Origin of the sequence: Burkholderia plantarii (genome assembly GCF_001411805.1) — a bacterium.
Classification (GTDB): domain Bacteria; phylum Pseudomonadota; class Gammaproteobacteria; order Burkholderiales; family Burkholderiaceae; genus Burkholderia; species Burkholderia plantarii.
The window spans coordinates 2,050,211-2,077,060 of record NZ_CP007212.1; the positions used below are offsets into that span (position 1 = coordinate 2,050,211).

Below are 26,850 nucleotides of genomic sequence, written 5' to 3' on the forward strand. Positions count from 1 at the left end.
GCATGGAGCCGCGCCGTCGCGCGCAGGCCGCCCGCAGGCCGTCGTCACGGGCCTCGAGGCCGGCACGCATGTTGCATGGATCCATGGACCCGCCCGCGGCGAACGTGGAGAAGGGATGACGCTCTCGATGCGCCGATTGCTGGCTCGCGCGCGTCGTCGGCGTTCCTTCGCCTTCGTCGACGGCCCAGCCCACTCAACGCCACCAGCGTCGCCAGGCTCGACCGGCGGCGCGACAAGGAGCCCATATGTCTGAACAACCGGTCAAATCGAACACCTATCCGCAGCAACAGCACGAAAAGGCCGGCCAGAGCCCGGTGAAGATGCCGGCGGCCGGCAAGGACCAGCCCGACGCCGGCACGCAGGCGGCCGGCTTTGCGAACAAGCAGACGCCGGAGTCGATCGCGGGCAAGACGCCCACCGGCCTGCCGCCGATCGAACGCGGTCATCGCGGGCAGCAGCACGACGACCCGGTGCGCCGCGCCGCCGAGCGCATCACCTCGCTCGACAACGGCAACATGGCAGCCACCGACAACTCGGTGGACGTGGACGGCAAGGGGCTGGAGGCGCGCCGCGAAGCGTCGCCGCTGCAGGACAACGTGATCCAGTCGAACGCCTCGCTCGACGACGCCACCAGCCCGCCCGTCGAGGGGCTTGGCGGCATCGACAGCCAGCCGCCCGCGGAAGTGACCGCGCGGCCCGGCTGGCATGTGAAAAATCGCGGCACCGTGACCGTCGAACGTACCAACGGCGAGCGCGCCGAGCGCGTGTTCAGCTTCGAACGTTCGTCGCACTGAAGTTGACGGCCGGCTTGCGGGCCGGCTCGCATGAACGCCGCCGCGTCCGGTCGACTGGCCGGCGCGGCGGCGCCGTTCCCTCCTCACGGCGCGGATTTCGTTTCGTGCTAGGCTTGCGTCCGGCTCACGCCCGACCGGGTGGCCCGTGATCGCGCCCGGCGCGATGCCCGCTGGTTCGGCACGCCGATTTATCCGATTGGCGGCGTGAACGAGCGCGCGAATCCCGCGATTCACCCCTCGCACCACGTCTTCCGACCTCGTCAGCCCGGTTGTTCTCTCCGTCACGTTTCGTTTCTCCGCTCATGTCGACTTTGCCTTCGTCGCCGGTGCGCGCTCCGCGCGTGCTCGACTCCATCAATCCGAAATCGCTCGGCGTCGCGTTGTTGCTCGTCGCGCTCGGCGCCGTCTATCTCGCGCAGGCCGTCAGCCTCCGGCAGGCCGCGCTGTATCTGGTCGGCGCGCTGCTCGGGATGACGCTCTATCACGCCGCGTTCGGCTTCACTTCCGCGTGGCGCGTGTTCATCGCCGACCGCCGCGGCGCCGGCCTGCGCGCGCAGATGCTGATGCTCGCGATCGGCGTGCTGCTGTTCTTCCCCGCGCTGTCGGCCGGCACGCTGTTCGGCCATCCGGTGACCGGCCTCGTCTCGCCGGCCGGCACCTCGGTGATCGTCGGCGCGTTCCTGTTCGGCGTCGGCATGCAGCTCGGTGGCGGCTGCGCCTCGGGCACGCTCTACACGGTGGGCGGCGGCAGCACGCGCATGATCGTCACGCTGCTCGCGTTCGTGGTGGGCTCGGTGGTGGCCACCGCGCACATGCCGTTCTGGACCTCGATGCCGCAACTGAGGCCCGTCTCGCTGGTCCGCGCGTTCGGCGTGCTGCCCGCGCTCGCGCTGAATCTCGCGGTGTTCGCCGCGATCGCCGCGCTGACCGTGGCGCTCGAGAAGCGCCGCCACGGCGGCCTGGTGCGCGAGACGCGCGCGCCGCACACCTCGCCGTGGCTGCATGGCCCGTGGCCGCTGCTGGCCGGCGCCGTCGCGCTGGCCGTGCTCAACTTCGCCACGCTCGCGCTGTCCGGGCGGCCGTGGGGCGTGACCTCCGCGTTCGCGCTGTGGGGCGCGAAGGGCTTCGCCGCGCTCGGCATCGACGTCGCGAACTGGAAGTACTGGATGGCCGGCCCCAATGCCGCCGCGCTCGCCGCGCCGGCCAGCCACGACGTGACCACCGTGATGGACATCGGCATCATCCTCGGCGCGATGGCCGCCGCCTCGCTGGCCGGCCGCTACGCGCCCGTCTGGCGCGTGCCGCCGCGCTCGCTGGTCGCCGCCGTAGTGGGCGGGCTGCTGCTCGGCTACGGCGCGCGGCTCGCGTATGGCTGCAACATCGGTGCCTATTTCAGCGGGATCGTGTCGGGCAGCCTGCACGGCTGGCTGTGGCTCGTCTGCGCGTTCGCCGGCAACGTGCTCGGCACCCGGCTGCGCCCGTGGTTCGGCCTCGAGGTGGAACGCGTGAAGAACACCGGCTGCTGAATTGGCCGGCCGCGCCCGACGGCGCGCGATTCACCCGTCGCGCGCGACGCTCCAGCCATGGAGGTCGCGCGTTTTTCATTGGGACGAAGGACGCGCGAAGCCTGCGCGCGTGAGGGCCTGGCGATCGGGGCGCTTCGTGAGGCAGCCCATAATCCGCGCCGGGCGCCGGTTCACGGCCGATGGCTTTCTGCTACATTACGGCTCGCGCCGATTGCAACGACGGCGCACGGGCCGCGCTGCCGCCGCCGGCGCGCGTGGCGTCCGATCAGAACGACATCATCCGCTGAGAGAACAACCATGATCCAACAGGCAGTCCGGCTCGCATCGGCCGGCGCGGTGCTGGCCGCATCGGTCGCGTTGCTGTCGCCCGTCGCGCACGCGGCTGGTCCGGCAGTCGGGAAGGTCAAGCTCCTTGAACTCTATTCGCGCTACGCGCACGACAACCAGTCCGTCACCGGCCTGCCCGAGTACGGCGACGACAAGCGCATCCTGTTCACCGCCGTGGTGGTCGAGCAGTCGCAAGGGTTCACCGGCAACACGCTGCTGGTGGCCGGCGACCCGTCGCGGCCCGATGAACCGCTCGCGCGCCTGACCGGCTACGACGACAAGGAAACGCGGAAGATGGCGGCGCTGCCGGTGGGCGCGAAGTTCAGCGCGATTTGCGCGATCGCGCTCACCTCGGGCACCGATTTCCTGGCTCTGCAGGATTGCGTGGTGAAGCGATGAGCGCGCCGCTGAAGTGTCGTGTGGCCGCCGCGCTGGGCGGCGTGGTGCTGGCCTGCGCGGCGTCGGCCGGCCATGCGGCCGCGAAGGCCGACCCGCGCGCGCTGATCGAGCAGCTCGTGCAATGCCGCGCGTCGTTCGACGATCTGGCCGGCTTCAACGACAGCGTCGACGCGCATGCCGTGGGCTTTCCCGAGGCGAAGGACATCCCCGGCACGTCCGGCCCGGTATGGACCGTCAAGCCGGCCGTGAGCGCGCTCGGCACCAGTTCCGACACCGTGCTGTTGAACAGCCGCAGCAGCATGTTCGTGGTGGTCGCCTCGCCGCACGCCGCCGACGACGTGCTCGCGCTCGGCAAGCGCGAGGGCCTGGACGTGGAGATGAAGATGGACGGCTACGCGATCGTGCGCAAGGATCTGAACCAGCGCGCCATGCGCGCGTTCAACATCGACGCCGGGCATTACGCGGCCGGCTGCGTTTACGACGAGCAGGCGTTCGACACGGCACGTGCCGCGCGCAACAACGCGACGCCGCAGCGCCGCGCGCAGAAGAAGGCACTGGAGAAAGGCGCTGCAGGCAGGGCAGTGAGGCGGGGGGCGGTGGCGAGGTTTGACGCGATGCCGCCGGCTTGGTCGGGGCTTAGTCGGGACGCTCGAAATCGCGGCTGATCCAGCGCGTCGCGCTGGCCTTGTCGAGGCGGAAGCCGGCCTGCACGGTGGCCTGCCCGAGTTGCTCGCCGGCTTCGTCGAACGCCTTCAGCACGGCGTAGGGCTCGTCGTCGTCGGGCACGATGTCGAGCGTGACCGACACCGCGCGTTCCTCCACATGCACCGTCACTTCCTTGTGCAGCATCGCCTCGCGCTGCTGCTCGTGGCGGCGCAGCACTTCCGACGCGGTTTTCACCAGCGTGCGAAACGCGGCCGCGTCGAGGGGCTTCGGATTCTTCTTGTCGCGACCCATCGTCCAGGGGCCGACCAGCGCCGGCTCGGCCTCGCCGTCCTTGATCATCGCGACAGCCCAGCCGTCGTCGTCCTCGTTCTTGATCACGCGTGCCGTCCAGCCGTTGTCGTGCCAGAGGCCGTCCTCGTGGATCGGGTTGTCGTCCCGGGCTGCGTCGGTGTCGGTGAGGTGGTCGGTCATGAGGCTTCGGCTTCGGTTCGGGGGCTTGGGTGGGCGCGTATTGTAAACGTTTCGATGGGCGGGAATGGGGCGGGGTGACGCGGGTGGTTGGGGTGGTGACCGGTGAACCCTTTTTTCGGCAGAATGCGCGAAGGGTTGGAAAATCAATGAGTTGGCGAGGGGGGGGAATTTGGGGTGGCGGAGCGGAGTGATGGGAATTCGTTGTTGAATCAAGGAATTAGGGGATTTTTTGTCCAGTTTGCTGCCGGATAGGCAGCTTAGAAATTCTTGCGCCGGGCCTGTGGCTTGCGCGGTGCGTTTGCTGCCGGATAGGCAGCTTAGAAAGTAACGATCGTCGTTGCCCTTGATGAACTGATGTTTGCTGCCGGATAGGCAGCTTAGAAATTCATGATGAAGTCGTTGTAGCTGGGAAGGCCGTTTGCTGCCGGATAGGCAGCTTAGAAAATCCTGCACCTCGCGCGCGAGCAGGGGTGGATGTTTGCTGCCGGATAGGCAGCTTAGAAAGCTGACGGGCAGACATGAAGCCGATCCCGGGCGTTTGCTGCCGGATAGGCAGCTTAGAAAGCGATGGAGAATCGAAGCTGCATCCAATGGGAGTTTGCTGCCGGATAGGCAGCTTAGAAAGCGCTCGTGCTCGAGCTTCAGCACGAACGCACGTTTGCTGCCGGATAGGCAGCTTAGAAAGTAACCCGCGCGCGGTCCATCCCTCAACGAACCGTTTGCTGCCGGATAGGCAGCTTAGAAAATGTCGTACTTGGGAAAAGGGGACTGCTGTCTGTTTGCTGCCGGATAGGCAGCTTAGAAATACCGGGCGAATTTCGGTCAGCGCGAGCTGATGTTTGCTGCCGGATAGGCAGCTTAGAAAGACTGGCAATTCTGGCGCGATACGACGCGCGCGTTTGCTGCCGGATAGGCAGCTTAGAAATTCCGCCACGTCCGGCTCGGGCGCGTCGAATTGTTTGCTACCGGACAGGCAGCGCAAATAACAAAAAGACAACCAGACACATCCGGAATCCCCCGTGTGAGGCGGATTAAGAATCAGACCTCGACGTTGAATCGCTCCCGGGTAAAGCAGTGCAAACTGCGTCGTCGGACGTTTCCATTCGTGCCGGGAGCCGGCCCATTTCGCAACGACGTTGCGCAGGGCCAACCCAATCAGTTTGAGCGGGGCCTGCCCGAACCTTTCCACGCTTTTTCAGGGGATCAACATGACTCGGCAACTTTCATGGGCTGACGCAACGGTGCGCGACGAACTGGCGGCACTGCAACGCGCACAACCATTCGTCTACGGCCTGACCAACTACATCGCGGCCAACCTCAGTGCAAACGTGCTGCTGGCCGTGGGGGCCGCACCCGCGATTGGCGCCGCGCTGGACTGGCCGACCTGCTTCGCTGCCGCCGCAGCCGGGATGTGGGTCAACGGTGCCGCGCTGATCAGCAGCGCACCGGATACGCTCGAGACGGCCGCCCGGTCGGCACACGAAGCGGGTACGCCGTGGGTGCTCGATCCCGTGGCGTTCGGGGCGGGCAGCCCCGGGTACGACGCGGCCATTCAAGCACTGCTGCGCTACAAGCCGGCGGCGATTCGCGGCAATGCAAGCGAACTGATCGCGCTCGCGGGCGGCAGTGCCGGTACGAAGGGCGTGGAAAGCACCGCGCGCTCCGACGAGGCGATCGCGGTGATCCAGCACTTCGCGAAAGAGAGCGGCGCGGTGATCGCCGTCAGCGGGGAGGTGGATTACGTGACCGACGGCGAAACGCTGATTGCCGTCAGCGGCGGCGACGTGCGCCTCACCCGCGTCACCGGCGCCGGCTGCGCGCTTGGCGCGTTGATCGCGGGCTTGCTGGCGAATGCACGCTCGCCGCTCGAAGCCACGGCTGCGGCGCACGCGATTTACAAGGTCGCGGCGGAGCGCGCGGCATCGGCACGCGGCACCGGTTCGTTCGCCGTGGCGTTCGTCGACGAACTGTCGTTGCTCGACCCGGCAGCCTGAGGGCGGAGCGCGCGGCGCGCGGTTGATACCGCGCAGGCAGTCTGGATAACAAAAAGACCATCTCGACACGCCAACACCAACGCGACCCAAAACCATCACCGCTCCCATCCCCGATTCGGCTACGATTCCTCGACACACAAAAATGACGGGGCGCCAGTGGAGTCGATCAAGGCATCGGAACTTAAAACCATCCTGCACTCGAAGCGCGCGAATCTCTATTATCTGGAGCATTGTCGGGTGCTCGTGAATGGCGGTCGCGTCGAGTATGTGACGGACGCCGGCAAGAAGCGTCTCTACTGGAATATCCCGATCGCGAACACCTCCAGCATCCTGCTCGGCACCGGCACGTCGATCACGCAGGCGGCGATGCGCGAGCTTGCCAAGGCCGGTGTGCTGGTCGGCTTCTGCGGAGGCGGCGGCACGCCGTTGTTCAGTGCGAACGAGGTCGATATCGAGGTGGCGTGGATGTCGCCGCAAAGCGAATATCGGCCGACCGAATATTTGCAGGCGTGGGTGCGATTCTGGTTCGACGACGCGTTACGGCTGCATGCCGCGAAACGCATTCAAACCGCGCGCCTGCATCGGCTTCAGGACGCATGGACCACCCGCGCATTGCGGGAGTCGGGCTTCGGCGTCGAGCTCGAACCGTTGCAAGGACTGATCCGGCAATTCGAAAAACACATCGATGACGCGCGCGACGTGACGGCTTTGCTGACTGACGAGGCACGCCTGACCAAGGCATTGTTCAAACTTGCCGTCGATACCGTGGGCTACGGCGATTTCACGCGCGCAAAGCGCGGCACCGGCACCGACGCGGCCAACCGGTTTCTCGATCATGGCAACTATCTGGCCTACGGCCTTGGCGCGACGGCGACCTAGGTGCTCGGGCTGCCGCATGGGCTGGCGGTGCTGCACGGCAAGACGCGGCGCGGCGGCCTGGTGTTCGACGCGGCCGATCTGGTCAAGGACGCGATCATCCTGCCGCAGGCGTTCCTGTCCGCGATGCGCGGCGACGACGAGCAACAGTTTCGCCGCCAATGCATTGAAGCGCTGACGCGTGACGAATCGCTCGACTTCATCATCGACACGCTCAAGTCGATCGCCGTCGACACGGCGCGGCTCGCGCAAACGCCGGGAGCCGCATCGTGAACGTGCTGTTCGTGTCGCAATGCACGAAACGCGCGCTGACGGAAACCCGCCGCATCCTCGACCAGTTCGCCGAGCGGCGCGGCGATCGCACCTGGCAAACCCCGATCACGCAAGCCGGGCTCGACACCGTGCGCAAGCTGCTGCGCCAGACCGCGCGCAAGAACACGGCGGTGGCCTGCCACTGGATACGCGGGCGCGATCACAGCGAACTGCTGTGGATCGTCGGCGACGGCCGCCAGTTCAACAGGCAAGGGGCGGTGCCCACCAATTCAAGCACCAGCGACGTGCTGCGCGCAGATGACGAAAGCCATTGGCACCGCTTGCCGCTGATTTCGGGCATCACGGCGCTGGCGGCGCTGATGCACGATCTCGGCAAGGCCACGCTCGCGTTCCAGAACAAGTTGACGGCACAACGAGGGGCGCCGCGCAGCGACTATCGCCACGAGTGGGTATCGGTGCGGCTCTTCCAGGCGTTCGTCGGCGAGGCGGCGAACGATGCGGACTGGCTCGCGCGTCTTGCCGCTTGCGCGGACCCGGCAATGGATCCGTCCAGCTTCGAACTGCAGTGGCTCGATCACGAGGGCGGCCGGCTGCTGCGTGACGGGCGCGACGCGCAAGCCATGGCGCGCCTGCCGTTCGCCGTGCTGCCGCCGTTGGCGCAGGCTGTCGCGTGGCTGATCCTCACGCACCATCGTTTGCCGTGCAAACCCGTCCGGAACGAGGCTTCCAATCCCGAAGACGACGACCGACGTTTTCACTGGCGACGGTTCGGCACCCGCACGCGCGATATCTCCGCCGGCGAACTGCGGCATCTGTTTCGCTGCATCGATCCCGACTGGAATGCGCCGCGCGAACCTTCGCCGCCGCATGAGTTGGACGCGGATTGGGAGTTTCCGCATGGGTTGCCGGTGATCACGTCGGCATGGAGAAAGCAGGCCGCGCGCCACGCGGGAAAACTTCAAGCCGTTGCTTCAGAAGCCGTCGCGAGCCATCCGCTTGACGATCCGTTCGTGATGCATGTTTCGCGCATGTGCCTGATGCTTGCCGACCATCACTATTCGAGCCTCACCGACGAAACGCTGCGCCGCCCGTATCGCAACGAACGTTATCCGCTTTACGCCAACACGCTGCGCAATCGGGATGGCGGCCCGGCGTGCGACGAACGCGGCCGGTCACGCTTCAACCAGACGCTCGACGAGCACCTGCTCGGTGTGCAGGCGCATGCTTCGCTCGTCACGCATTCGCTACCGACGCTGGCACGCAGCCTTCCGGCCTTGCAGAATCATGCCGGCCTGAGGAAACGCAGCCGGAACGCGCGCTTTCAATGGCAGGACAAGGCAGCCGATCTCGCCGCGGGCATTCGCGCGCGGGCGCAGGAACATGGCGCGTTCATCGTCAACATGGCCTCCACCGGCAGCGGCAAGACGCTCGGCAATGCCCGCATCATGAATGCGCTGGCCGATCCGCAGCGCGGCATGCGATGTGCCTTCGCGATTGGCTTGCGGACGCTGACCTTGCAGACGGGACGCAGCTTCCGGCGCGACCTCGGCCTCAACGACGAGCAACTGGCGATTCAGGTGGGCGGGGCGGTCAGCCGGATGCTGTTCGACTATCGCGAGGCGCAGGCCGAGGCAAGCGGATCGGCGTCGACGCAGGCGCTGCTCGACGAGGGCGGCCAGATCCTGTTCGATGGCGACGATCGGCATGCCTTGCTGCAACGCGTGACGAGCGATGCGAAGGTGCGCGCGCTGATCGCAGCGCCGCTGCTCGTCTGTACCGTCGATCATCTGATGCCCGCCACCGAGAGCCTGCGCGGCGGCCACCAGATCGCGCCGACGCTGCGCCTGATGACGGGCGACCTCGTGCTCGACGAGCCGGACGACTTCGACATCGACGACATACTGGCGCTGACCCGGCTCGTTCACTGGGCAGGCATGCTCGGCTCGCGCGTGTTGCTGTCGTCGGCCACGCTGCCGCCCGCGCTGGTGCAGGGCCTTTACCTCGCTTACCGGGACGGGCGCGGTTACTTCCAGCGCAATCGCGGCGCCCGGCCCGATGCGCCGCTTTCTGTTGCCTGCTTGTGGGTGGATGAGTTTGCACAGTCGCATGCCGATTGTGGTGATGGGGACGCGTTCAAGTCCGCCCACGATGCCTTTGTCGATCGGCGATGCGAACGGCTTGCCGGCGCCGAGGTCCGGCGCAAGGCGCGGCTGGTGTCGATCGATCGTGCCTGGAGTTCGATGGAGAAGCTCGCGCGCCGAGAAGCGATGTCGCGACTCTTGCTGGACGAAGCGTGGCAGTTGCATCGCGATTCGCAGAATCACGGCGTCGATCCGGCAAGCGGCAAGCGTGTGAGCCTCGGGCTGATCCGCATGTCGAACATCGATCCGTTGTTCGACGTGGCACTGGCGATGTATCGGCACGGCGCGCCGGCGCCTGACGTGCGTGTCCACCTGTGCGTTTATCACTCGCAGTTTCCGCTGCTTGCCCGCTCCGATGTGGAGGCGCAACTGGATGCTGCGTTCGACCGGCGTCCGGCCTCCGGCGGCGTGGACCCGTTGTGGACGAACCCGGTGATTCGCGCGCTGCTCGATCGGCATGACGAGCGCGATCACCTGTTCGTGGTGCTGGCGTCGCCGGTCTGTGAGGTGGGGCGCGACTGGGATGCGGACTGGGCGATCGCGGAGCCGTCGGCGGTGCGTTCGCTGATCCAGCTTGCCGGCCGTGTGCGGCGACATCGAGTCGGCGCGGTGGCGGCGCCGAACCTGGCCGTGCTCGAAACGAACCTGCGATGTTTCGAGCGGCGCGGCAAGGATGACCCGGTGTTCGCCAAGCCCGGATTCGAAATGCGCAAGATGGTGACGCATGGGAAAGGCGGCGACACGCAGGCGATGTTCCATCTGGAATCGCATAGCCTCGATGACCTGCTCGATTGGGACGAGAGCGGCCGGACCTGGTGCGTCGATTCACGGCCACGAATTCGCAAGGCGGCGAAATTGAATCCGAGGCGCCGGCTTGCCGATCTCGAACACGGCCGAATGTGGGACACGATGCTGGCGCGCGATGCGGCCAATCAATGGCGCACGCCGATCACGCGCGACGCGACACGGCATTGGCATGACCGCGATGCGGATGCGCGGCATGTCTGGCTGACGGGAGTCCTGCCGCAGATTCAGCCGTTTCGATTCGATCCGCAGACGCGTGTGGAAGTCGTGTGGCTGCCGAATGAGGACGAAGATGCGCTACGGCTTTGTCGGATCGAAGAGGAGAAAGGGGCACCGGCTCGATTCATCGACGATCGCGACATGGTGAGCCGCGTCGTGCCGGATGTGGAATTGGCCGGGCCGGGAATCAGCCCGTGGTGTCATACCGATCTGCTCGCGCTGCTGCGTCAGTGGGCGGAGGCCCACGGGCAAAGTCTGCTCGATGCCGCGCGGCAGGTGGCGGTGGTCAGTTTGCCGAAGCAGGATGCCGGGTGGCGGTATCACCCGGCATTAGGGTTCAGCAGGGATTGAGAGGGCTGCCTGTTCGGCAGAAAAGCTGCGACGGGAAATCACTTCTTTACTTGAATAAGCTGCCTGTCCGGCAGTGCGGCAAAAATTAACATGCTTGGCTGAATGCTGGCTGCGTCAAATTACCTGCGCCAAAATGCTTACTTCGTTACTGGCTTGGTCGGCGTTAATGTTCCGATCGCTGTACGGACGAGTCAGTCTGTTCAGCTCCGGTAGCGCGTTACATTTCCAAATGCAAGAAGCCTGCTTTGCAAGGAGGGATGTCGATGGTGAATAACCACAATTTCATAATACGCACCGCATAAAGGCGTAATTCCACGCCCCCACCGTTTGCGCAGACGACGGGGGCTTTCGTCAAACCCATTCCGAAGGAAACCGAATGTCCGACTCACCAGCAGCACCGGGCAATTCAAGTTTCAGGGCCGCCGTCGATGCATTCCTGCGCTCCCGTCTCCAGGCAAAACTCGACAAGCTTCCCGATGACGATCCGAAGCGAGCCGACCTGATCGCGGAGCACCAGCGCACCGCATGGATTCCCGACGCCGCGCGGCGGGTCCGGCAGATCCAGGCCGTGACGCACTCGCTGAAGCCGATCCACCCCGATGCGCGTGGCACGAACCTCCACGTCGCGCCGTCCGATCTGCCCACGCTGACGGACCTGGGTAGCCATACGCTCGGTGGCCGCTTCGCGCTGGACGTGGTCGGCAACGCCGCTGCGCTCGACGTGGTCAAGCTGCTCAAGGTCGAACATGATGGGCGCACGCTGCTGGATGCGCTCCAGGCTGGTGACGCCGGCGCCTTGAGCGCACTCGCCGACGATACCGTCGAAGCGGCCGCGCTGCGCGATGCGTTCCTGAACCTGACCGAAGCGCGAGACGGCACGGCCAGCTCTCACGTACTCGCGAAGCAGGTGTACTGGCTGACCGGCGACGATCCGAGCGACGATGCTCAATACCACCTGCTCGCGCCGCTTTACCCGACTTCGCTCGTGCAGGCCGTCTACGACGACGTCCACGATGCCCGTTTCGGCGAGGCGAACAAGCTGGCGCGCCAGGCACGCCGCGAGGGCGCGCCGTTCGACGGGGTCTATCGCGAGTATCGCGATCTCGCCGTGCAGAAACTTGGCGGCACGAAACCGCAAAACATCTCGCAGCTCAACAGCGAGCGAGGCGGCAACAACTATCTGCTGTCGTCGCTGCCGCCGGTGTGGGACAGCCGCCTCAACCATCTGCCTGCTCATACCGACTCGATCTTCGATCGCCCGTTCACGGGGCGGCCAGAGGTGCGCCGCACGCTGAACGCGTTGCGCACGTTCCTGAGCGGCGATCCATCCGCGAATCTCGACACGCGGACACGTCGGGATGCCTTGCGCGATCGGCTCATCGACGAACTGGTGAGTTATGCCGGCGAGCTACTTCGTCATCCCGCCGGCTGGACGCGCGAAGCGCCGTTCGCGGATCTGAACGATGACGAAAAGCTCTGGCTCGACCCGCTGCGCGCCGAGTTGCCGGAGGAGCGCGAGTTCGCCGTGCGCTGGCTCGCGATGGAATGGCCCGAGCGCATCGGCGCGCGTTTCGGCAAATGGTTGAACGCGCAACTGCGGCACGAGTTACCCGACGTCGGCTACCACGAGGCGCGCGAATGGCAGCGCGCGCTGCTGGGCGACGACAGCAGTTGGCAGGAGCAGTTGCGGCGTATGCGCGACGCGCTCGATCACGTTCACCTCAGCCACGTCTCGACGGAGGGCGCATGAGCGATATCGAGGCGCTGCTGGTCCTGCCTCATCTGCAGATCCAGAACGCGAATGCGATCTCGAGCCCGCTGACCCACGGCTTTCCTTCCATCACGGCGATGACGGGGTTGATGTGGGCGCTGCAACGCAAGCTTGCCGGCGCGGGGATTCCGTTGAAGCTGCGGCGCGTGGGCGTGATCTGCCATGACTTCGATGAGCAGGTCCAGGACGGCTACGTGAAGACGTTCCGCCTGACGCGCAACCCGGTGGACAAGGACGGCGCAACGGCGGCGATTGTCGAGCAAGGGCGCATGCATCTGGACCTCACGCTGCTGTTCGACGTCGTGGATGCCGGAACGGCGGGAGACGCGCCGTCGTCCGGCCTGCGCGACGACACTGGCCGCAACGAATGGGCCACGAGGATCGGCGAGATTGTCGCCGGGATGCGCGTGGCCGGTGGATCCGTTTTACCGGGCCGTGCGATTCCGGGCCGGCGCACGCGGCCGTGGATCGCGACGCTGCCGGACGACTATGAGGAACAGCTTCGGCTGTTTGCGCGCTGGCGGCGGCAATGGTTGCCCGGGTACGCGCTGGTGGGCCGCGACCACTTGCTGGCTGAGCGACATCGCCTGCTGCGCGAGCAAGGCGACGACGCGAGCCTGCTCGACGCGTGGCTGCATGCGGCACGCTTCAACCACCAACCGCTGCCCGACGAGTCGGCCGGCAGCGGCGCCGACGCCGCGAAGCGCTTGCGTTGGGGCGACCCGTTGCGCCCGCGCGGCAGCGGCTGGATCGTACCGATCCCGGTGGGTTATGCGGCGTTGACGAAGCCGCATGCGCCCGGTGCGGTCGCGAATACGCGCGATGCGGCGACGCCGTTTGTCTGGGTCGAATCGATCTATTCACTCGGGCAGTGGATCAGCCCGCACCGCGTCACGCACTGGCACGAACTGCTCTGGCAGCCGGAAACCGACGGCAAGGCGGGGCTTTACCGCTGCCGCAGCGGTTACCAGGGGCCGGCGGGCGCGAACGAGCCGGGCGACGACGATCTTCCCGATTTCGATTGAGTTTGTATTACGAGTGGACAACCCGGCCGGGTTGTTCGTTTGTCTCTACCCAAATCTCAGGATGGCTTTTATGTCGGAAAAACTGACCACCGCGACCGTGCTCGCGTTCGAACGCAAACTGGACCCGTCCGACGCGATCTTCCACGCGGGGCATTGGGATGACCATGACAAGGCGTCGGCTTGGACGCCGGTGGAGATTCGCGAGAAATCGGTGCGCGGCACGATCTCGAACCGCCTGAAGACGAAGGAGCAGGATCCCGCGAAGCTCGACGCCGCGATCGAGAAGCCGAATCTGCAAACCGTCGATGTGGCGACGCTGCCGTCGGATGCCGACACCTTGCGCGTGCAATTCACGCTGCGGGTGCTGTCCGGCGCGGGCACGCCGTCGGCCTGCAACAGCGCGGCTTACCGCGCGAAGCTATCGAGCGTGGTGAGTGCTTATGTCGAGCAGCATGGTTTCGCCGAACTCGCGAATCGCTATGCAGCCAATCTGGCCAACGGACGCTTCCTCTGGCGCAACCGGATCGGCGCGGAGAGCGTGCGGGTGGAGATTGCGCGGCTGCGCAAGGGAGCCGCCGAACGGACCTGGACGTTCGACGCGCTGTCGCTGAACCTGCGCTCCATCGAGACGCCCGATGCGCCGCTTGCCGAGCTTGGCGAATTGATTGCAGACGGGCTGGCTGGTCGTACCGACGTGCTGCTGCAGGTCACTGCGTATGTGCGCCTTGGACGAGGGCAGGAGGTGTTTCCGTCGCAGGAACTGATTCTCGACAAAGGCTCGAGCCGCAAGAGCAAGACGCTTTATCAGGTGCGCGATATCGCGGCGATTCACTCACAAAAGATCGGCAACGCGATCCGGACCATCGATAGCTGGTATGAGGGCGCGGACGAGCTTGGGCCGATCGCCGTCGAGCCGTATGGCTCCGTGACGACGCAGGGCAAGGCGTATCGGCAGCCGAAGCAGAAACAGGACTTTTATACGCTGCTCGACGATTGGCTGCTGAAGGACCGGATTCCGCCCGTCGAGCAGCAGCATTTCGTGCTGGCGGTGCTGATTCGCGGCGGCGTGTTCGGCGACGCGAGCTGACCGCCATGACGACACATTTCATCGATATCAGGCTGCTGCCTGATCCTGAATTCAGTCAGGTGCATGTATTTGGTGCGTTGGTGTCGAAACTGCATCGAGTGCTGGTGCAGATGCGTCGCGACGACATCGGCATCAGCTTTCCGGAATACAGCTTGCGACCACGCTCGGTCGGAACGGTGCTGCGGCTGCATGGTGGAGATGTGGGTTTGCGCGAACTGATGGCGCAGCCATGGTTGCAGGGGATGCGCGATCACGTTGTGGTGGCCGAAGCGGCGCCGGTGCCGGCGGGGGCGACGCACCGGGTTGTGCGGCGGCGCCAGTTCAAGACCAATGCCGAGCGCTTGCGCCGCCGCCGGATGCAGCGCAAGGGGGAAACCGCCGAGCAGGCCGCGGCGCATATTCCCGATAGCGTCGAGCGGCGGCCGGATCTGCCTTATGTGCAATTGCGCAGCACGAGCACTGGGCAGGGGTTTTGCCTGTTTGTTGAGCAGGGGAATGAGGGGCGGGAGGCGGTAGCGGGAGCGTTCAACAGTTACGGGTTGAGTCAGGGCGCGACGGTGCCGTGGTTTTAACCCTTTTCCGTGGCCGGAAAAGGAGGCTTTAAAAATCAATGGGTTAGCGAGGAAGCGAAAATTTGGGTGTTTCGCTTCCTTGGCAGAGTTTTGCTTTTGGAAACATGGGGTTGGGTGGTTGGGAGGGTAGTTCGCTGCCGCGTAGGCAGCTTAGAAAGTCGACGTCCGGCAACTCAGGGCCGAGTTCGCGTTCGCTGCCGCGTAGGCAGCTTAGAAACGAGATCGCTGCTCGCATGCTGGCCGAGCGCTGGTTCGCTGCCGCGTAGGCAGCTTAGAAAACCACGCCAGAATGCTCGGTGGAACGACAAGGGTTCGCTGCCGCGTAGGCAGCTTAGAAATCGTTGCGGATCATCGAGGAAGCAAATGCGCAGTTCGCTGCCGCGTAGGCAGCTTAGAAATGAGACCACACCATGAAGCCATATGTGTTCAGGTTCGCTGCCGCGTAGGCAGCTTAGAAAACGTCCAGCTGCTTCGCGGTGAGCCAGCCGGTGTTCGCTGCCGCGTAGGCAGCTTAGAAAATATTGGAGACGGTATTGGGGGTTCTCCAATAGTTCGCTGCCGCGTAGGCAGCTTAGAAAAATGCGGCCGGACGACGAGACGGTCAAGGCCAGTTCGCTGCCGCGTAGGCAGCTTAGAAATGGCCGCCGGCATCGATCACGACGTGGTCATAGTTCGCTGCCGCGTAGGCAGCTTAGAAAACGCATGCGGCTGTATCTGGCGGCCGGCCGACGTTCGCTGCCGCGTAGGCAGCTTAGAAATTCGTACTTGCGCTCCCACGCCATCTGACGCATGTTCGCTGCCGCGTAGGCAGCTTAGAAATCGCAGATGTCGGGTGAATGGGTTGCTGCGCCGTTCGCTGCCGCGTAGGCAGCTTAGAAATATGAGGCTTGCAAGCGCATCCGCGAAGTGCTGTTCGCTGCCGCGTAGGCAGCTTAGAAATTCCAGTCCTGGCGCCCTTTGCGCTCTTCCTCGTTCGCTGCCGCGTAGGCAGCTTAGAAATAGATCCTGCATTCCTATTCACGTTCCTACGCGTTCGCTGCCGCGTAGGCAGCTTAGAAATCGATGCTCGCTACTTGATCGGTTGGATCGGGTTCGCTGCCGCGTAGGCAGCTTAGAAAGAGCACCAGCAGATAAACGAAGCAGACGCCGAGTTCGCTGCCGCGTAGGCAGCTTAGAAACATGTCGAACCATTCTTCCGGGCCGCTCATGCGTTCGCTGCCGCGTAGGCAGCTTAGAAATTGCCGACGATCAGCCAGTAGTGGCTCGTCTTGTTCGCTGCCGCGTAGGCAGCTTAGAAATCGCCGGCCAGCCATGCCGCGTCACGCCCCTCGTTCGCTGCCGCGTAGGCAGCTTAGAAATTCAGCCACATTGCACGCCGCCACCCACGCACGTTCGCTGCCGCATAGGCAGCTTAGAAAATATCGAATGGCCGATTCCAAAAACTTGGATGATGGACGCCACCTGCACTGGCTGACCTACAGCACCGGCTACGTGCATAGCCTGCAGTTGGGCATGGCAAGGCTGGCTGCGTGAACAAACCCTAATGCGCGCCAGCATCGTCGAAGCTGAGCTTGCGCGCGATCGTGAGCCCGGCCGGCGAGCTGAAATCGAGCCGCACCAGCCACACGCCCGGCATTTCGAGCGCGAGGCGGGCGTGGTAGACGCCCGGGTCCGCATCCGGCACGGCCGCCACCGGCGTCACGTTGTGCGCCATCGGCATCGACGGCATGTCGGCGCTCACCGTGAAGCGCGCGTCGCGCAGCGGCGCGCCGCCGGGCGCGGCGAGGCGAATCGTGCAGTCATAGGCGCCGTCGCCGCCCGCGCGCGAGCAGCCGATGCGTGCCGCGGGCGGCGCCGTGGCCGCATTCGCGAACAGCGGCGCGATCACGAGCGCAATCGCCACGATTGATTCGAACAGCGCAACGAGCAGACGGCGCGCACGCGCGCGGCGGGATGATTTCATGCCTTCTCCGTATCGGTGGGGGTGGGGGGCGAAGCCGCCTGCGTGGCGGAACGTGAAGCGGAATGTGAAGCGGAATGTGCGGTGGCATGTGAAGCCGGACGCGGGATCGAACGTGCAACGGGACTGACCGAAGCGAGCGACGCGGGCGCGGCCGACACGTGCCGCGGCCTCGGCCAGAGGCCGCCGAGCCGTGCCACCAGCGCCTCGTCGATGAGCCCGCGCGGGCGCACCACCAGCACGCCGGCCACGAGCCCGCCGAACGCGATCATCCGGTAGCCGTGGAAGAAGCGCGTGCCCTCCAGCAGGCCGAGGTCGAGCGCGACCCCGAGCAGCGGCCCGAACGGCGAGCCGAGCCCGCCGATCAGCGCATACGACAGGCCGTGGATGCCGATCATCACGTCGAAGTTGTCGGGTTCAATATAGGTGCTGCAATGCGCGTAGAGCGCGCCGCCGAGCGCGGCGACGGCGCCCGCCAGCGTGGCGGCCGCGAGCTTGGCGCGCCGCGCGTCGATGCCGAGCGCGGCGGCCAGCGCGGGATCCTCGCCCACCATGCGCCAGGCGCGGCCGCGGCGCGTGCGCTCGAACCCGGTCAGCGCGACGAGCACCAGCGCGAGCGTGACCCAGACGATCAGCGCGACCTGGGCCGGCGTCATGCCGTGCTCGAACACGTAACGGATGCCCGCGAAGCCCTCGTCGCCGCCTGGGCCGATCGGCTCGCCGTCCGGCCCCGGGCGCTGCAGGCGAATCAGCAGCAGCACCTGGCGGATCGTCTCGGCGGCGGCCAGCATCGCCAGCGAGAAGCGCAGCCCCGACAGCCGCAGCGTGGCCGCGCGCAGCAGCCAGCCCGACAGCGCGCCGGCGGCCGCGGCCACCGCGAGCGCCGCGCCGAGCGGCCAGTCGCCCAGCACCGTGGCCGACGCGCCCACGTAGGCGCCGATCGCGAACAGCGCCTGCTGGCCGAACGAGAAATCGCCGGCGATCGCCAGCACGTAGGCCGACAGCGCGAGGAACGACAGCAGGCCGAGATTGGTAATCAGCGTCATGGGCGGGCGGCTCCGTCGGCCGGCGCGGCGCGGTCTGAGCGGCCTGCGCGATGACCACGGTCGCGAACCCGCGCGAGCGGCAGCAGCGAGGCGAGGCCGCCCGGCCACGCGCAGAGCGCCACGAACAGCAGCAGGTCGCCGCCGAGGTCGCGTGCCTGCGCGCCGAACAGCGCCTGCAGCGCCGCCTCGATCAGCCCCAGCGCGAGCCCGCCCGCCACCGCGCCCGGCAGCGAGCCGAAGCCGCCCAGCACGGCCGCCGCGAGCCCCTTGAGCGTGGCCCACATCGCGAACATCGCGCTGACCTGGCCATGGATGCCCGCGATCAGGCAGCCGGCCAGCGCGCCGAGCGCGGCCGACAGCGCCACCACGCGCGCCGAGACGCGCCGCACGTCCACGCCCGAGAGCGTCGCGGCGGCGCGGTCGTCGACGATCGCGCGCACCGCGAGCCCGAAGCGCGTGTGGCCGATCAGGCGCCGGCAGCCGAACGTGACGAGCGCCGCGCAGCCGAGCGCCACCCCATGCTCGGCGCGCAGCGGCAGCGCCTGCCAGCTCGCCGGCAGGCTCGCGAACGGCGAGGGCCACGGGTTGGCATGCGCGCTGAGCAGGTGCGCGCCGGCTTCCTCGATCTGCATCCAGACCGCGAAGCTCGCCGCCATCGCGGTGACGCCCGAGCCGTCACGATGCGGCGCGAAGCAGAGCAGGTCGACATAGCGGTTCGCGAGGATCGTCACGGCTACGGCGACCAGCGGCGCGACCAGGAACGCCCCCACCGGCGGCAGCGCGGCGGTGGCGCGAATCGCCACGTAGAGGCCGAACATCACCGTCGCGCCGTAGGCGAGGTTGACGCGCCCGAGCACCCCGAACACCAGCGTGAAGCCGCTGGCCAGCAGGGCGTAGGCGGCGCCGAGCGCGAGCGCGTCGAACAGCAGCGCCAGCATCTCAGGCACGCGCGCCCGGGCCGGTGCCCGAGGCGTTCGTTTCGTTTGGGGTAGCCGGTGCCGCCGACGGCTCCGACGGCGCGGATCCGCCGAGCCAGGCGCGCTGCACGGCCGGGTCGGCCAGCACGCGCGAGGGCGTGCCTTCGGTCAGCACGCGGCCGTTCTCGAGCACCACGATGCGCTCGGCCAGCGCCGCGACGAAGCCGATCCGGTGCTCGACCACCACGATCGCCACGCCGCGCGCGCGCAGCTCGGCGAGCCGCGTGCGCAGCTCGGCGATCTCGGCCTCGTCGAGGCCGGAGGCCGGCTCGTCGACCAGCAGCACGCGCGGCCGGGTGGTCAGCGCGCGCGCCAGTTCGAGGCGGCGCCGCTCCGAGAACGTCAGCGTAGCGGCCAGCGCGCGGCGCCGGTGCGCGAGCCCGGCGAACGCGAGCGCGGCGTCGGCCGCGGCGCGCCCCCCGGCGGCGAGGTTGGCCTCGACCGTGAGGCGCGTGAACACGCGCGGCTGCTGCCAGGTCCAGGCGATGCCGTGCGCCACGCGTCGCCAGGCCGGCTCGCGCGTGACGTCCGCGCCGTCGATGCGGATCGATCCCGCGCTCGGCCTCAGCGTGCCCGCCACGATGCCGAGCGTGGTGCTCTTGCCCGAGCCGTTCGGCCCGATCAGGCCGAGCGTCTCGCCGGCACGGATCGTCAGGTCGAGGCCGGCGAGCGCGTCGAGCGCGCCATAGCGCCGGCCCACGCCGCGCAGTTCCACCAGCGGCCGCGTCACGGCTGGCGCGCGGCCGGGCCGTTGCTGGCCACGTCGTTGTGCGCGGCGGGCCGCTCGATCACCTTCCAGACGTTGTTGTGCGCCTGCACCAGCACGAACGGCTTGACCGATTCGCGCTCGGCGGTGCGGCCCACCGGGCCGAGCAGGCCGTCGGCGGTGTGGATGTCGGTCAGGCCCTCGCGCAGCTTCTCGCGATCGGCCTGCACGCTGTCCGGCCTGGCCAGCACGCCCCGCGTCTCGATCGCCGTCTTGATCATGTAGAGGATCTCGTAGGCCGCCATGCTGTGCAGGTCCGCGTAGCCGCCGTAGCCGGCCGTCTCCTTCGCGGCGCGTTCGGCGCGCGCGTTGATCGGCGCAAAGCTGGTCGGAATCACCATGCCCTCGGCGGCCGGGCCGCAGATCTTCAGCAGTTCCGGCGTCGAGCTACTGGTCAGGCCCACCAGCACCTTCGGGTGGACATCCTGGCGCTGCAATTCCTTCAGCACGCCGCAGGCCGAGTACGGGTGCGCCGAGATCACCACCACGTCGGCGTTCTTCTGCTTGATGTCGCGCACCTGATCGGCGAAGTTGGTGTCGTCGAGCAGCCAGCGCGTCTCGCCGAGCACCTCGAAACCGGCCGCCTGCGCACGCGGCTTCATCACCTGGTACCAGGTCTGGTTCGAATGCACGAAGTTCTGCTCGACGCCGCCGTAGAGCGTGTGGACGTCCGGATGCTCGCGGCGCACCCAGTTGAACACGTCGGTGTACATCGCGTTCTCGTCGGGGATGTTGCGGAACGACCAGTCCGAGGTCTTGGCCAGCCCGATCTTCATCGCCACGTCGGTGAACACCGGGAACTGCAGGCCCGAGTCGGTCGCGTCGCCGGCCTTCTTCTGCAGCGAGCCGAACACCGCCTGGACCACCGGGGAGCAGGTGGTGCCCACCGCGATCAGCGCGTCGGTCTGCGCGAGGCGGCGCACCACGTCCACGCCTTCGGTCGGCGTGCAGTTGTCGTCGTGATAGCTGATTTCGATCTTGCCGCGCGCGCCGTCACCGAGCTTCACGCCGCCCGCGTCGTTGATCTCCTTGGCCGCCGCGCGCAGCGCCGCCTCGCTGTTGGCGCCGAACGGGCGCAGCACGCCCGATTCCGCGCCGAAGCCGTCGATCCTCACCACCCGCTGCGCGTCCGACGCGCCGGCGGCCGCGCTCGCGGCGCCGGCGAGCGCCGAAAAAACGAGTGCAAGGGCAAGCGCTACCTTCGTGTTCTTCATCGTGACATTCCTCCAGGGAGCAGCCCCGGCGCACGCGGCACGATGCCGGCACCGTGCGGGACCGTCGTTGAGATGTTCACGATTTCACTAGCTGGTAGGCGTGGCGACAACTACCAGCTTTGGTAGAGGCGGGGGAGAGGGCGATGCGGCGTCAACCCGCCGGATCCATCTCGCCACCCGATCGCGTCGCCGCGAGAATCCAGTCGATCACCGCGCGCACGTCCTCGCGCGGCGCCAGCTCGGCCTGATGGAGCCAGTAGGCGTGGCCGCTCGCGCGCGGCGCGCCGGCGTCGCCGATCGCCACCAGCCGGCCGTCGGCGAGCAGCGGCTCGACCAGCGCGATACGCCCGAGCGCGATGCCGCGCCCGGACAGCGCGGCCTGGATCACTTGGTCGTACTGGTTGAAGCGCAGCATGCCGCGCGCATGCGCGGCGTCGAGGCCGAGCGCGCCGAGGTGGTCGGCCCATTGCAGCAGCGGACGCCGCGCGCCGTCGAATTCGAGCAGCACGTGGCGCGCCAGCGTGTCGGCGTCGAGCGTCGTGACGCCGAGCGAGGGCGGCGCGACCGGCACGATGGTCTCGTCGAACAGCCGCACCGAGGTGGCCGGCGCATGGTCGGCCGCCGCGTAGCGGATCGCCAGGTCGATGCCCTCGGCGCGCAGGTCGAGCAGCTTGTCGGTGGCCGCCACGCGCAGATCGACGCCGGGGTGGATGCGCTGCAGCTCGCCGAGCCGCGGCAGCAGCCACAGGCTCGCCACGCCGATGCTGGCCGTGATCGTCACGGGCTGGCGCACCTTCGGATGGGTCAGCGCCTCGATGGTGTCCTGCAACTGGCGCACCGCGCCGTCGGCCGCGCGAAACAGCCGCTCGCCCTCGGGCGTAAACGAGATCGAACGATAGCCGCGATGGAACAGGCGGATGCCGAGCGCTTCCTCCAGCGCGTTGACCTGCCGGCTCACGGCCGATTGCGTGAGGCACAGATCCTGGGCGGCGAGCGTGATGCTCATGCGGCGGCCGACGGCCACGTAGCCGCGCATCAAATCGAGCGAAGGAAGTTTGATGAGCTGGGCTGTCATGCGTGTGCCTCATCCGAGTGATGCGAGAAGATTGATTGAGTTATCCGGGGTGGTCAAGTGCAATAACGGTCAGGAAGCCTGCCCCGATTGATCGGAATAGGCTCGACATGCACCCGATGCATGTGATGGAAACAACCGCCCCGATTGGACATATGCACGACATGGATACCTCCCCTGCAGGCCCCGAAGCGGTCACCATCACCGCCGCCGACGGTTATCCGATCCGCGGTTTCGTCTGGCGCCACAGCGCGGCGCCGGACCCGATCGCGCCGCGCCCGGTGGTGATCGTCAACGCGGCCACCTCGGTGCGCTGCCGCTACTACTTTCGTTTCGCGGCCTGGCTGTTCAGCCATGACTGCGACGCCGTGGTCTACGACTATCGCGGGATCGGCGAATCGCGCCCGCGCGCGCTGCACCGGCTCGACGCGAGCTGGCTCGACTGGGGCGAGCGCGATACCGAGGCGGTGCTCGGCTACGTGGCGGCCGCGTTTCCGGAGCAGCCGATCGACGTGGTGGCGCACAGCATCGGCGGCTTCGCGCTCGGGCTCGCGCCGTCGAACCACCTGGTGCGCCGCGTCTTCACGATGGGCGCGCAGTACGCGCACTGGCGCGATTACGCGCCGCGCAGCATGGTGTCGATGCTCTGGAAGTGGCATGTGGTGATGCCGCTGCTGACCGCGCTGTGCGGTTATTTCCCGGCGCGCCGGCTCGGCTGGATGGAGGACACGCCGCGCGGCGTGGCGCTGTCGTGGAGCCGCAGCCGCGGCGCGTTCGAGGAAACCTACCGGCACGCGCCGATCTGGCGCAGCGACGCCGAGCGCGGCGCGCTGGTGCGGCGCTTCGCGGCGCTGCGCGCGCCGATTCTGGCGGTCAGCGTCAGCGACGACCCGTTCGGCACGATCGCGGCGATCGAACGACTGCTGCGTTATTTCACGCACAGCCGCGTCACGCACCTGCGTCTCACGCCGGCGCTGGCCGGCGAAACCGCGATCGGCCATTTCGCGTTCTTCCACAGCCGCTTCGAGGCGAAGCTCTGGCCGCTCGTGCTCGAATGGCTCAAGTGCGGCCGGCTCGCGGCCGAGGTGCCGGGCCGCATCGTGTCCGAGCGCGAGGCGGCCGGCGTGGGCGACGAGGACGGGCCGGCGACGGCCAAGCACGAGGTGGTGTTGCTGTGAGGGGGGAGGAGAGGGGAGAACTGGGCGGGCATCGGCGTTGGCGAGACGCCGTGGGCAACATGCTGACGTCGCGCGTCCCGACGTGCGTGCGGGCGGCGGTGCGGTGACCCCTTTGCCCGGGTGGCCGCCGGCGCGGCGGCCTGAGGCAGGATGCGATGTCAGGCCGGCCGCAGCCCGCGCCATGCAGCAGGCTGCGGACCCGGGCCGCGGCGAGCCCGACGACTGCGACCTCGAGTATTCCGGTCAGGTCGGCGCGTTCCAGCGCGAATAGCGGATCTTGTTTGGGCAGGTGGAAAATCGCCTGTCGATGGTCGTCCTGAAAGCCGAACCGGATGCGGCTCAGCGCCAGCGCGCCGTTCGGGGGCCGCGTCGCGGCCGGACGCTGCGACGGGGCGTGGGAAGCGGCCGTGTGATGGAAATCGACAGCTCGGCCGATTTTGCCGGCGTCGTGACGTCGCAAGGTATCAGCCGATGAACGGCGAGGGCGCTGCGGCATGATCGGGGTGAACGCCACTACGGGCCGCTCGCTGCCCGGGCTCGACAACCTCTATCAATCGATCGACAAGATTCTGACCACGCCGCTCGCGGCGTGCGCGCCGCGCCGCGCCGCGCGTTCGGCCCGGAACTCTCGGATCTGGTCGGTCAACCGGACAATGGCGCTATCCGAACCCGCCTGTATGCGGCGGTGGCCATGCACGCCGACCCAGGCGAGCATGTCGGCCGGCGTGACGTCGGGCGCGTCGGGATCGGGCTCGGGCTCGAGAGTGGGAACGACCGATGACAGCTCCGGCGCTGCGCTGGTTCGGCAACGGCCGGAGCGTGAGCGTCGATTTCGGCGGCGGCGCTGGCGCCACGCAGGCGCAGCAGTTCGATCCGATGCCAGGGAATCGGCGAACGGCCGGCTATCCAGTTACGGACACTGCGGGAGCAACAACGAAGGATTGCCGCGATAGCTGCGATGGACAGGCCGTCCGCAGCATTGAGGAAGCTGGCGTGGCATGAACGTTACAGGACGGAGACCGTCCGGTTGGCAAACTTCTATTTGACATAATATGAATTATCGACAATTTGCATTGTAGCGGCTAAGTTGTAATGTCCGCTTCTGGCTAAGTTCAAATGTCCGCTTTTCGACCCATCGTAAGCTGACCGGCCGCTGGGAATCCAGCGCTGGAGGCTGCGATGGCTGCAACGGGACGGATCACGATGACGATGCGCGAGCTGGACAGGTACAAGGTGATTCAGGACGTGGCGGACGGCAAGCTTCAGCCGTGGCGCGCGGCCGAACGACTCGGGCTGACGACGCGACAGATCCGGCGATTGGTCGGCCGCTTGCGTGAGCACGGGCCGCAAGGTCTCGTGTCGCTACGGCGCGCGAAGCCCAGCAACAACCGACTGGATAGCATGACGACTGATCGGGTGCTGTCGATCATCAGGGATCGCTACGCCGATTTCGGACCGACGCTGGCCTGCGAGAAGCTATACGAGTGCCACGACATTCGGCTGGCCAAGGAAACGGTTCGCAAGCTGATGACCGACGCTGGCCTATGGGTGCCGCGCCGGCAACGCCCGCCCAAGGTCTATCAGCCGCGCGCACGACGCGCGTGCCTGGGCGAACTGATCCAGATCGACGGCTGCGATCATCGGTGGTTCGAGGAACGGGCGCCGGCCTGCACGCTGCTGGTGTATGTGGACGACGCGACGAGCCGGCTGATGGGGCTGCACTTTACGCAGACCGAATCGACCTTCAGCTACTTCGAGGCGACGCGTGCGTACATCGAGCGCCATGGCAAGCCGAGTGCGTTCTATAGCGACAAGTACAGCGTGTTCCGCAATACAACGCCGGGCAAGACTGGCAATCGGGTGACGCATTTCGGTCGAGCAATGTACGAGCTGAACATCGACACGTTTTGCGCAAACAGTAGCCCGGCCAAGGGGCGAGTCGAACGAGCCCATCTGACGTTGCAGGATCGCTTGGTCAAGGAGATGCGACTACGCGGGATCAACACGGTGGCCGACGCGAACGCTTACGCGCCCTCCTTCATGGCCGCTTACAACGCGCGCTTCGCAAAGCCGCCGAAGAGCGACTTCAATGCACACCGGCCGCTGCGCGCCGATGAGAATCTCGACTTGGTGCTGACGTGGCGCGAGCCGCGGAAAGTCACGAAGTCGCTGACGGTGCAGTACGACCGAGTGATGTATTTGCTGGACGATACGCAGGAGAATCGGAAGCTGATCGATCGAACGATCGAGGTTTGGGAGTACCCGGACGGGCGCATCGAACTCCGAACAGAGGGTCGCGTGTTGCCCTGCAGACAGTACGACCGGCTGGCCGAGATCGATCAAGCCGCTGTTGTCGAACACAAGCGCCTGAGTCACGTGCTCCAGGTTGCGCAGGCGATCCAGGCGCAACGCGATAACAGCAGGATCGGTAAAGCTCCATCCAGAACGCATCGAGGCGACTCGACTAAGACGAACCGCAACACCTCTCAGCCGAACAAAAAGAAGCAGCGTGAGTTCACGCAGGCGGACGTCGAGAAAGTGATCGTGGATCTCGCCGAACGCAGACAGGCGCAACAGCCCGCGTGCAAACCTGGCCGACGGTCTGCGAAGACCAACGCAGTAAACGTAAGCACCCTGCCCGTTCAGGATCCACTCTTCGACACTGCGTGATCTGTAACCCAAGAGAAACAAACCTCAAGCCCGTAAACCCGGACATTTCAATTTAGCTGGGAAGCGGACATTTGAATCTGGTCTCGACATGTCGTGTTCTGGCTACTTAATCGACGGAACAAAAATGTGGGTGGTAATCCAGGCTGTTTGTACAGAAATCAGGGTGGAAATGACAGAAAGAGGCAGTTTCGTCTCTTTCCATAACGATTTCTGTCCATCAATGAATCTGCCGACATTTCCCTCCTCATTTCTGTGCGTCAGTACGCCGGAGCTGGCTGTACAGGTCAGGAGGCCTGTTGTTCAGTTCGACGAGCAGCGCGGCGATGGCGCGATTGGCTTCGTCGAGGCTGAACAACCGCTGGTTGCGCAGCCGGGCGAGAATCCAGCAGTGCGCCGGAGCATAAATGTGCGGTTTGCCGTCGAAAGTACCATGACCACCTATCTATGCTCCGAACGCACTACAACCGCATACGATTGCTCCGGCTATGAACTAGTGGGCGAAAACCGAATGCCCATGCTCCGGCGCACCAAATCGCGGATACCTTGATAGTCCGCTGGGAAAGCTGCGATCTAACGACTAGCTCGCGCGCGCCGGAGCATCGGCATGTGGATTAACGTCACCGGGACAGGAACCGTATAGCTATGCTCTGTTCCGGGGTGCTCGTTACCGC

At 66.4% G+C, this 26,850-nt stretch carries 22 protein-coding genes, 2 pseudogenes and 2 CRISPR repeat arrays; of the genes and pseudogenes, 15 read left to right on the forward strand and 9 right to left on the reverse strand.

Annotated features, from left to right (window positions below; genetic code table 11):
• Positions 1 to 245: 245 nt before the first annotated feature.
• The 4 genes from bpln_RS08820 to bpln_RS08835 all read left to right on the forward strand — a co-directional run bounded on the left by bpln_RS08820 (position 246) and on the right by bpln_RS08835 (position 3,711).
• Entirely contained in the window at positions 246 to 794 is a 549-nt protein-coding gene (locus bpln_RS08820) for a DUF3005 domain-containing protein (RefSeq protein WP_055138601.1), read from the forward strand.
• Between the two features lie 302 nt (positions 795 to 1,096).
• The gene (locus bpln_RS08825) at positions 1,097 to 2,320 is read left to right on the forward strand and encodes a YeeE/YedE family protein (protein WP_055138602.1); all 1,224 of its coding nucleotides are present in this window, start codon (positions 1,097 to 1,099) and stop codon (positions 2,318 to 2,320) included.
• A 297-nt stretch (positions 2,321 to 2,617) separates the two neighbouring features.
• Positions 2,618 to 3,046: a hypothetical protein gene (locus bpln_RS08830; RefSeq protein ID WP_042624899.1), complete on the forward strand. Its 429-nt coding sequence runs from the start codon at positions 2,618 to 2,620 to the stop codon at positions 3,044 to 3,046.
• The gene (locus bpln_RS08835; RefSeq protein WP_055138603.1) at positions 3,043 to 3,711 is read left to right on the forward strand and encodes a hypothetical protein; all 669 of its coding nucleotides are present in this window, start codon (positions 3,043 to 3,045) and stop codon (positions 3,709 to 3,711) included. The genes bpln_RS08830 and bpln_RS08835 overlap by 4 nt, the downstream gene beginning before the upstream one ends.
• Here the strand turns inward: bpln_RS08835 and bpln_RS08840 are convergent.
• Both bpln_RS08840 and bpln_RS35230 read right to left on the reverse strand, forming a co-directional pair.
• Positions 3,683 to 4,183, reverse strand: coding sequence for a hypothetical protein (locus bpln_RS08840; RefSeq protein WP_042624901.1), 501 nt, complete (start codon positions 4,181 to 4,183; stop codon positions 3,683 to 3,685). The two genes, bpln_RS08835 and bpln_RS08840, sit on opposite strands and share 29 nt — an antisense overlap.
• A 236-nt stretch (positions 4,184 to 4,419) precedes the next feature.
• Positions 4,420 to 5,108: direct repeats of the CRISPR family, unit length 28 nt; unit sequence GTTTGCTGCCGGATAGGCAGCTTAGAAA.
• A 113-nt stretch (positions 5,109 to 5,221) separates the two neighbouring features.
• A pseudogene (locus tag bpln_RS35230) lies at positions 5,222 to 5,357 on the reverse strand (IS256 family transposase); the annotation flags it as partial.
• A gap of 34 nt (positions 5,358 to 5,391) precedes the next feature.
• Between bpln_RS35230 and thiM the strand changes: the two are divergent.
• From thiM to cas6f, 7 genes and pseudogenes are all read left to right on the forward strand, one after another.
• Positions 5,392 to 6,177 carry a hydroxyethylthiazole kinase gene (gene thiM / locus bpln_RS08845; RefSeq protein ID WP_055138604.1) on the forward strand — a complete coding sequence of 262 codons (786 nt, stop codon included), beginning with the start codon at positions 5,392 to 5,394 and terminating at the stop codon, positions 6,175 to 6,177.
• 156 nt (positions 6,178 to 6,333) lie between these two features.
• A pseudogene (gene cas1f, locus bpln_RS08850) lies at positions 6,334 to 7,326 on the forward strand (type I-F CRISPR-associated endonuclease Cas1f).
• Entirely contained in the window at positions 7,323 to 10,841 is a 3,519-nt protein-coding gene (gene cas3f, locus bpln_RS08855) for a type I-F CRISPR-associated helicase Cas3f (protein WP_055138605.1), read from the forward strand. Before cas1f ends, cas3f begins: the two are co-directional and overlap by 4 nt.
• A gap of 376 nt (positions 10,842 to 11,217) precedes the next feature.
• Complete coding sequence (gene csy1, locus bpln_RS08860) at positions 11,218 to 12,591, forward strand: type I-F CRISPR-associated protein Csy1 (protein WP_055138606.1); 1,374 nt, start codon at positions 11,218 to 11,220, stop codon at positions 12,589 to 12,591.
• Positions 12,588 to 13,637 (forward strand): type I-F CRISPR-associated protein Csy2, encoded by a 1,050-nt coding sequence (gene csy2, locus bpln_RS08865; RefSeq protein WP_055138607.1) that lies wholly within the window; start codon positions 12,588 to 12,590, stop codon positions 13,635 to 13,637. Before csy1 ends, csy2 begins: the two co-directional genes overlap by 4 nt.
• A 70-nt stretch (positions 13,638 to 13,707) precedes the next feature.
• Positions 13,708 to 14,724 carry a type I-F CRISPR-associated protein Csy3 gene (gene csy3 / locus bpln_RS08870; RefSeq protein ID WP_042624907.1) on the forward strand — a complete coding sequence of 339 codons (1,017 nt, stop codon included), beginning with the start codon at positions 13,708 to 13,710 and terminating at the stop codon, positions 14,722 to 14,724.
• A gap of 5 nt (positions 14,725 to 14,729) precedes the next feature.
• On the forward strand, positions 14,730 to 15,296 hold the full coding sequence (gene cas6f / locus bpln_RS08875) for a type I-F CRISPR-associated endoribonuclease Cas6/Csy4 (protein ID WP_055138608.1): 567 nt from the start codon (positions 14,730 to 14,732) through the stop codon (positions 15,294 to 15,296).
• A gap of 129 nt (positions 15,297 to 15,425) precedes the next feature.
• Positions 15,426 to 16,714: a CRISPR direct-repeat array (repeat unit 28 nt; unit sequence GTTCGCTGCCGCGTAGGCAGCTTAGAAA).
• 122 nt (positions 16,715 to 16,836) lie between these two features.
• Here cas6f and bpln_RS08880 read toward each other — a convergent pair.
• From bpln_RS08880 to bpln_RS08905, 6 genes are all read right to left on the reverse strand, one after another.
• A complete protein-coding gene (locus bpln_RS08880; RefSeq protein WP_055138609.1) occupies positions 16,837 to 17,259 on the reverse strand; it encodes a FixH family protein in 423 nt (140 codons plus the stop codon).
• Positions 17,256 to 18,302, reverse strand: a complete 1,047-nt coding sequence (locus bpln_RS08885; protein ID WP_244132067.1) for a branched-chain amino acid ABC transporter permease — start codon at positions 18,300 to 18,302, stop codon at positions 17,256 to 17,258. Before bpln_RS08885 ends, bpln_RS08880 begins: the two co-directional genes overlap by 4 nt.
• On the reverse strand, positions 18,299 to 19,240 hold the full coding sequence (locus tag bpln_RS08890) for a branched-chain amino acid ABC transporter permease (protein WP_055138610.1): 942 nt from the start codon (positions 19,238 to 19,240) through the stop codon (positions 18,299 to 18,301). Before bpln_RS08890 ends, bpln_RS08885 begins: the two co-directional genes overlap by 4 nt.
• Before the next feature lies 1 nt (position 19,241).
• Complete coding sequence (locus bpln_RS08895) at positions 19,242 to 20,009, reverse strand: ABC transporter ATP-binding protein (RefSeq protein ID WP_055138611.1); 768 nt, start codon at positions 20,007 to 20,009, stop codon at positions 19,242 to 19,244.
• Positions 20,006 to 21,259 carry an ABC transporter substrate-binding protein gene (locus tag bpln_RS08900; RefSeq protein ID WP_055138612.1) on the reverse strand — a complete coding sequence of 418 codons (1,254 nt, stop codon included), beginning with the start codon at positions 21,257 to 21,259 and terminating at the stop codon, positions 20,006 to 20,008. Before bpln_RS08900 ends, bpln_RS08895 begins: the two co-directional genes overlap by 4 nt.
• A gap of 151 nt (positions 21,260 to 21,410) precedes the next feature.
• On the reverse strand, positions 21,411 to 22,334 hold the full coding sequence (locus bpln_RS08905) for a LysR substrate-binding domain-containing protein (RefSeq protein ID WP_042624912.1): 924 nt from the start codon (positions 22,332 to 22,334) through the stop codon (positions 21,411 to 21,413).
• 107 nt (positions 22,335 to 22,441) lie between these two features.
• On the opposite strand from bpln_RS08905, the gene bpln_RS08910 reads away from it, so the two are divergent.
• On the forward strand, positions 22,442 to 23,509 hold the full coding sequence (locus bpln_RS08910) for an alpha/beta hydrolase family protein (RefSeq protein ID WP_042624913.1): 1,068 nt from the start codon (positions 22,442 to 22,444) through the stop codon (positions 23,507 to 23,509).
• Positions 23,510 to 23,798: 289 nt separating this feature from the next.
• Positions 23,799 to 23,984 carry a hypothetical protein gene (locus tag bpln_RS35235; RefSeq protein ID WP_148653969.1) on the forward strand — a complete coding sequence of 62 codons (186 nt, stop codon included), beginning with the start codon at positions 23,799 to 23,801 and terminating at the stop codon, positions 23,982 to 23,984.
• 75 nt (positions 23,985 to 24,059) lie between these two features.
• On the opposite strand, the gene bpln_RS38375 is transcribed toward bpln_RS35235, so the two are convergent.
• A complete protein-coding gene (locus bpln_RS38375; RefSeq protein ID WP_158512016.1) occupies positions 24,060 to 24,224 on the reverse strand; it encodes a hypothetical protein in 165 nt (54 codons plus the stop codon).
• Between the two features lie 464 nt (positions 24,225 to 24,688).
• Between bpln_RS38375 and bpln_RS08915 the strand changes: the two genes are divergently transcribed.
• Both bpln_RS08915 and bpln_RS35240 read left to right on the forward strand, forming a co-directional pair.
• A complete protein-coding gene (locus bpln_RS08915) occupies positions 24,689 to 26,179 on the forward strand; it encodes an ISNCY family transposase (RefSeq protein WP_055138613.1) in 1,491 nt (496 codons plus the stop codon).
• 124 nt (positions 26,180 to 26,303) lie between these two features.
• Positions 26,304 to 26,726, forward strand: coding sequence for a hypothetical protein (locus tag bpln_RS35240; RefSeq protein WP_148653970.1), 423 nt, complete (start codon positions 26,304 to 26,306; stop codon positions 26,724 to 26,726).
• Positions 26,727 to 26,850 lie beyond the last annotated feature (124 nt).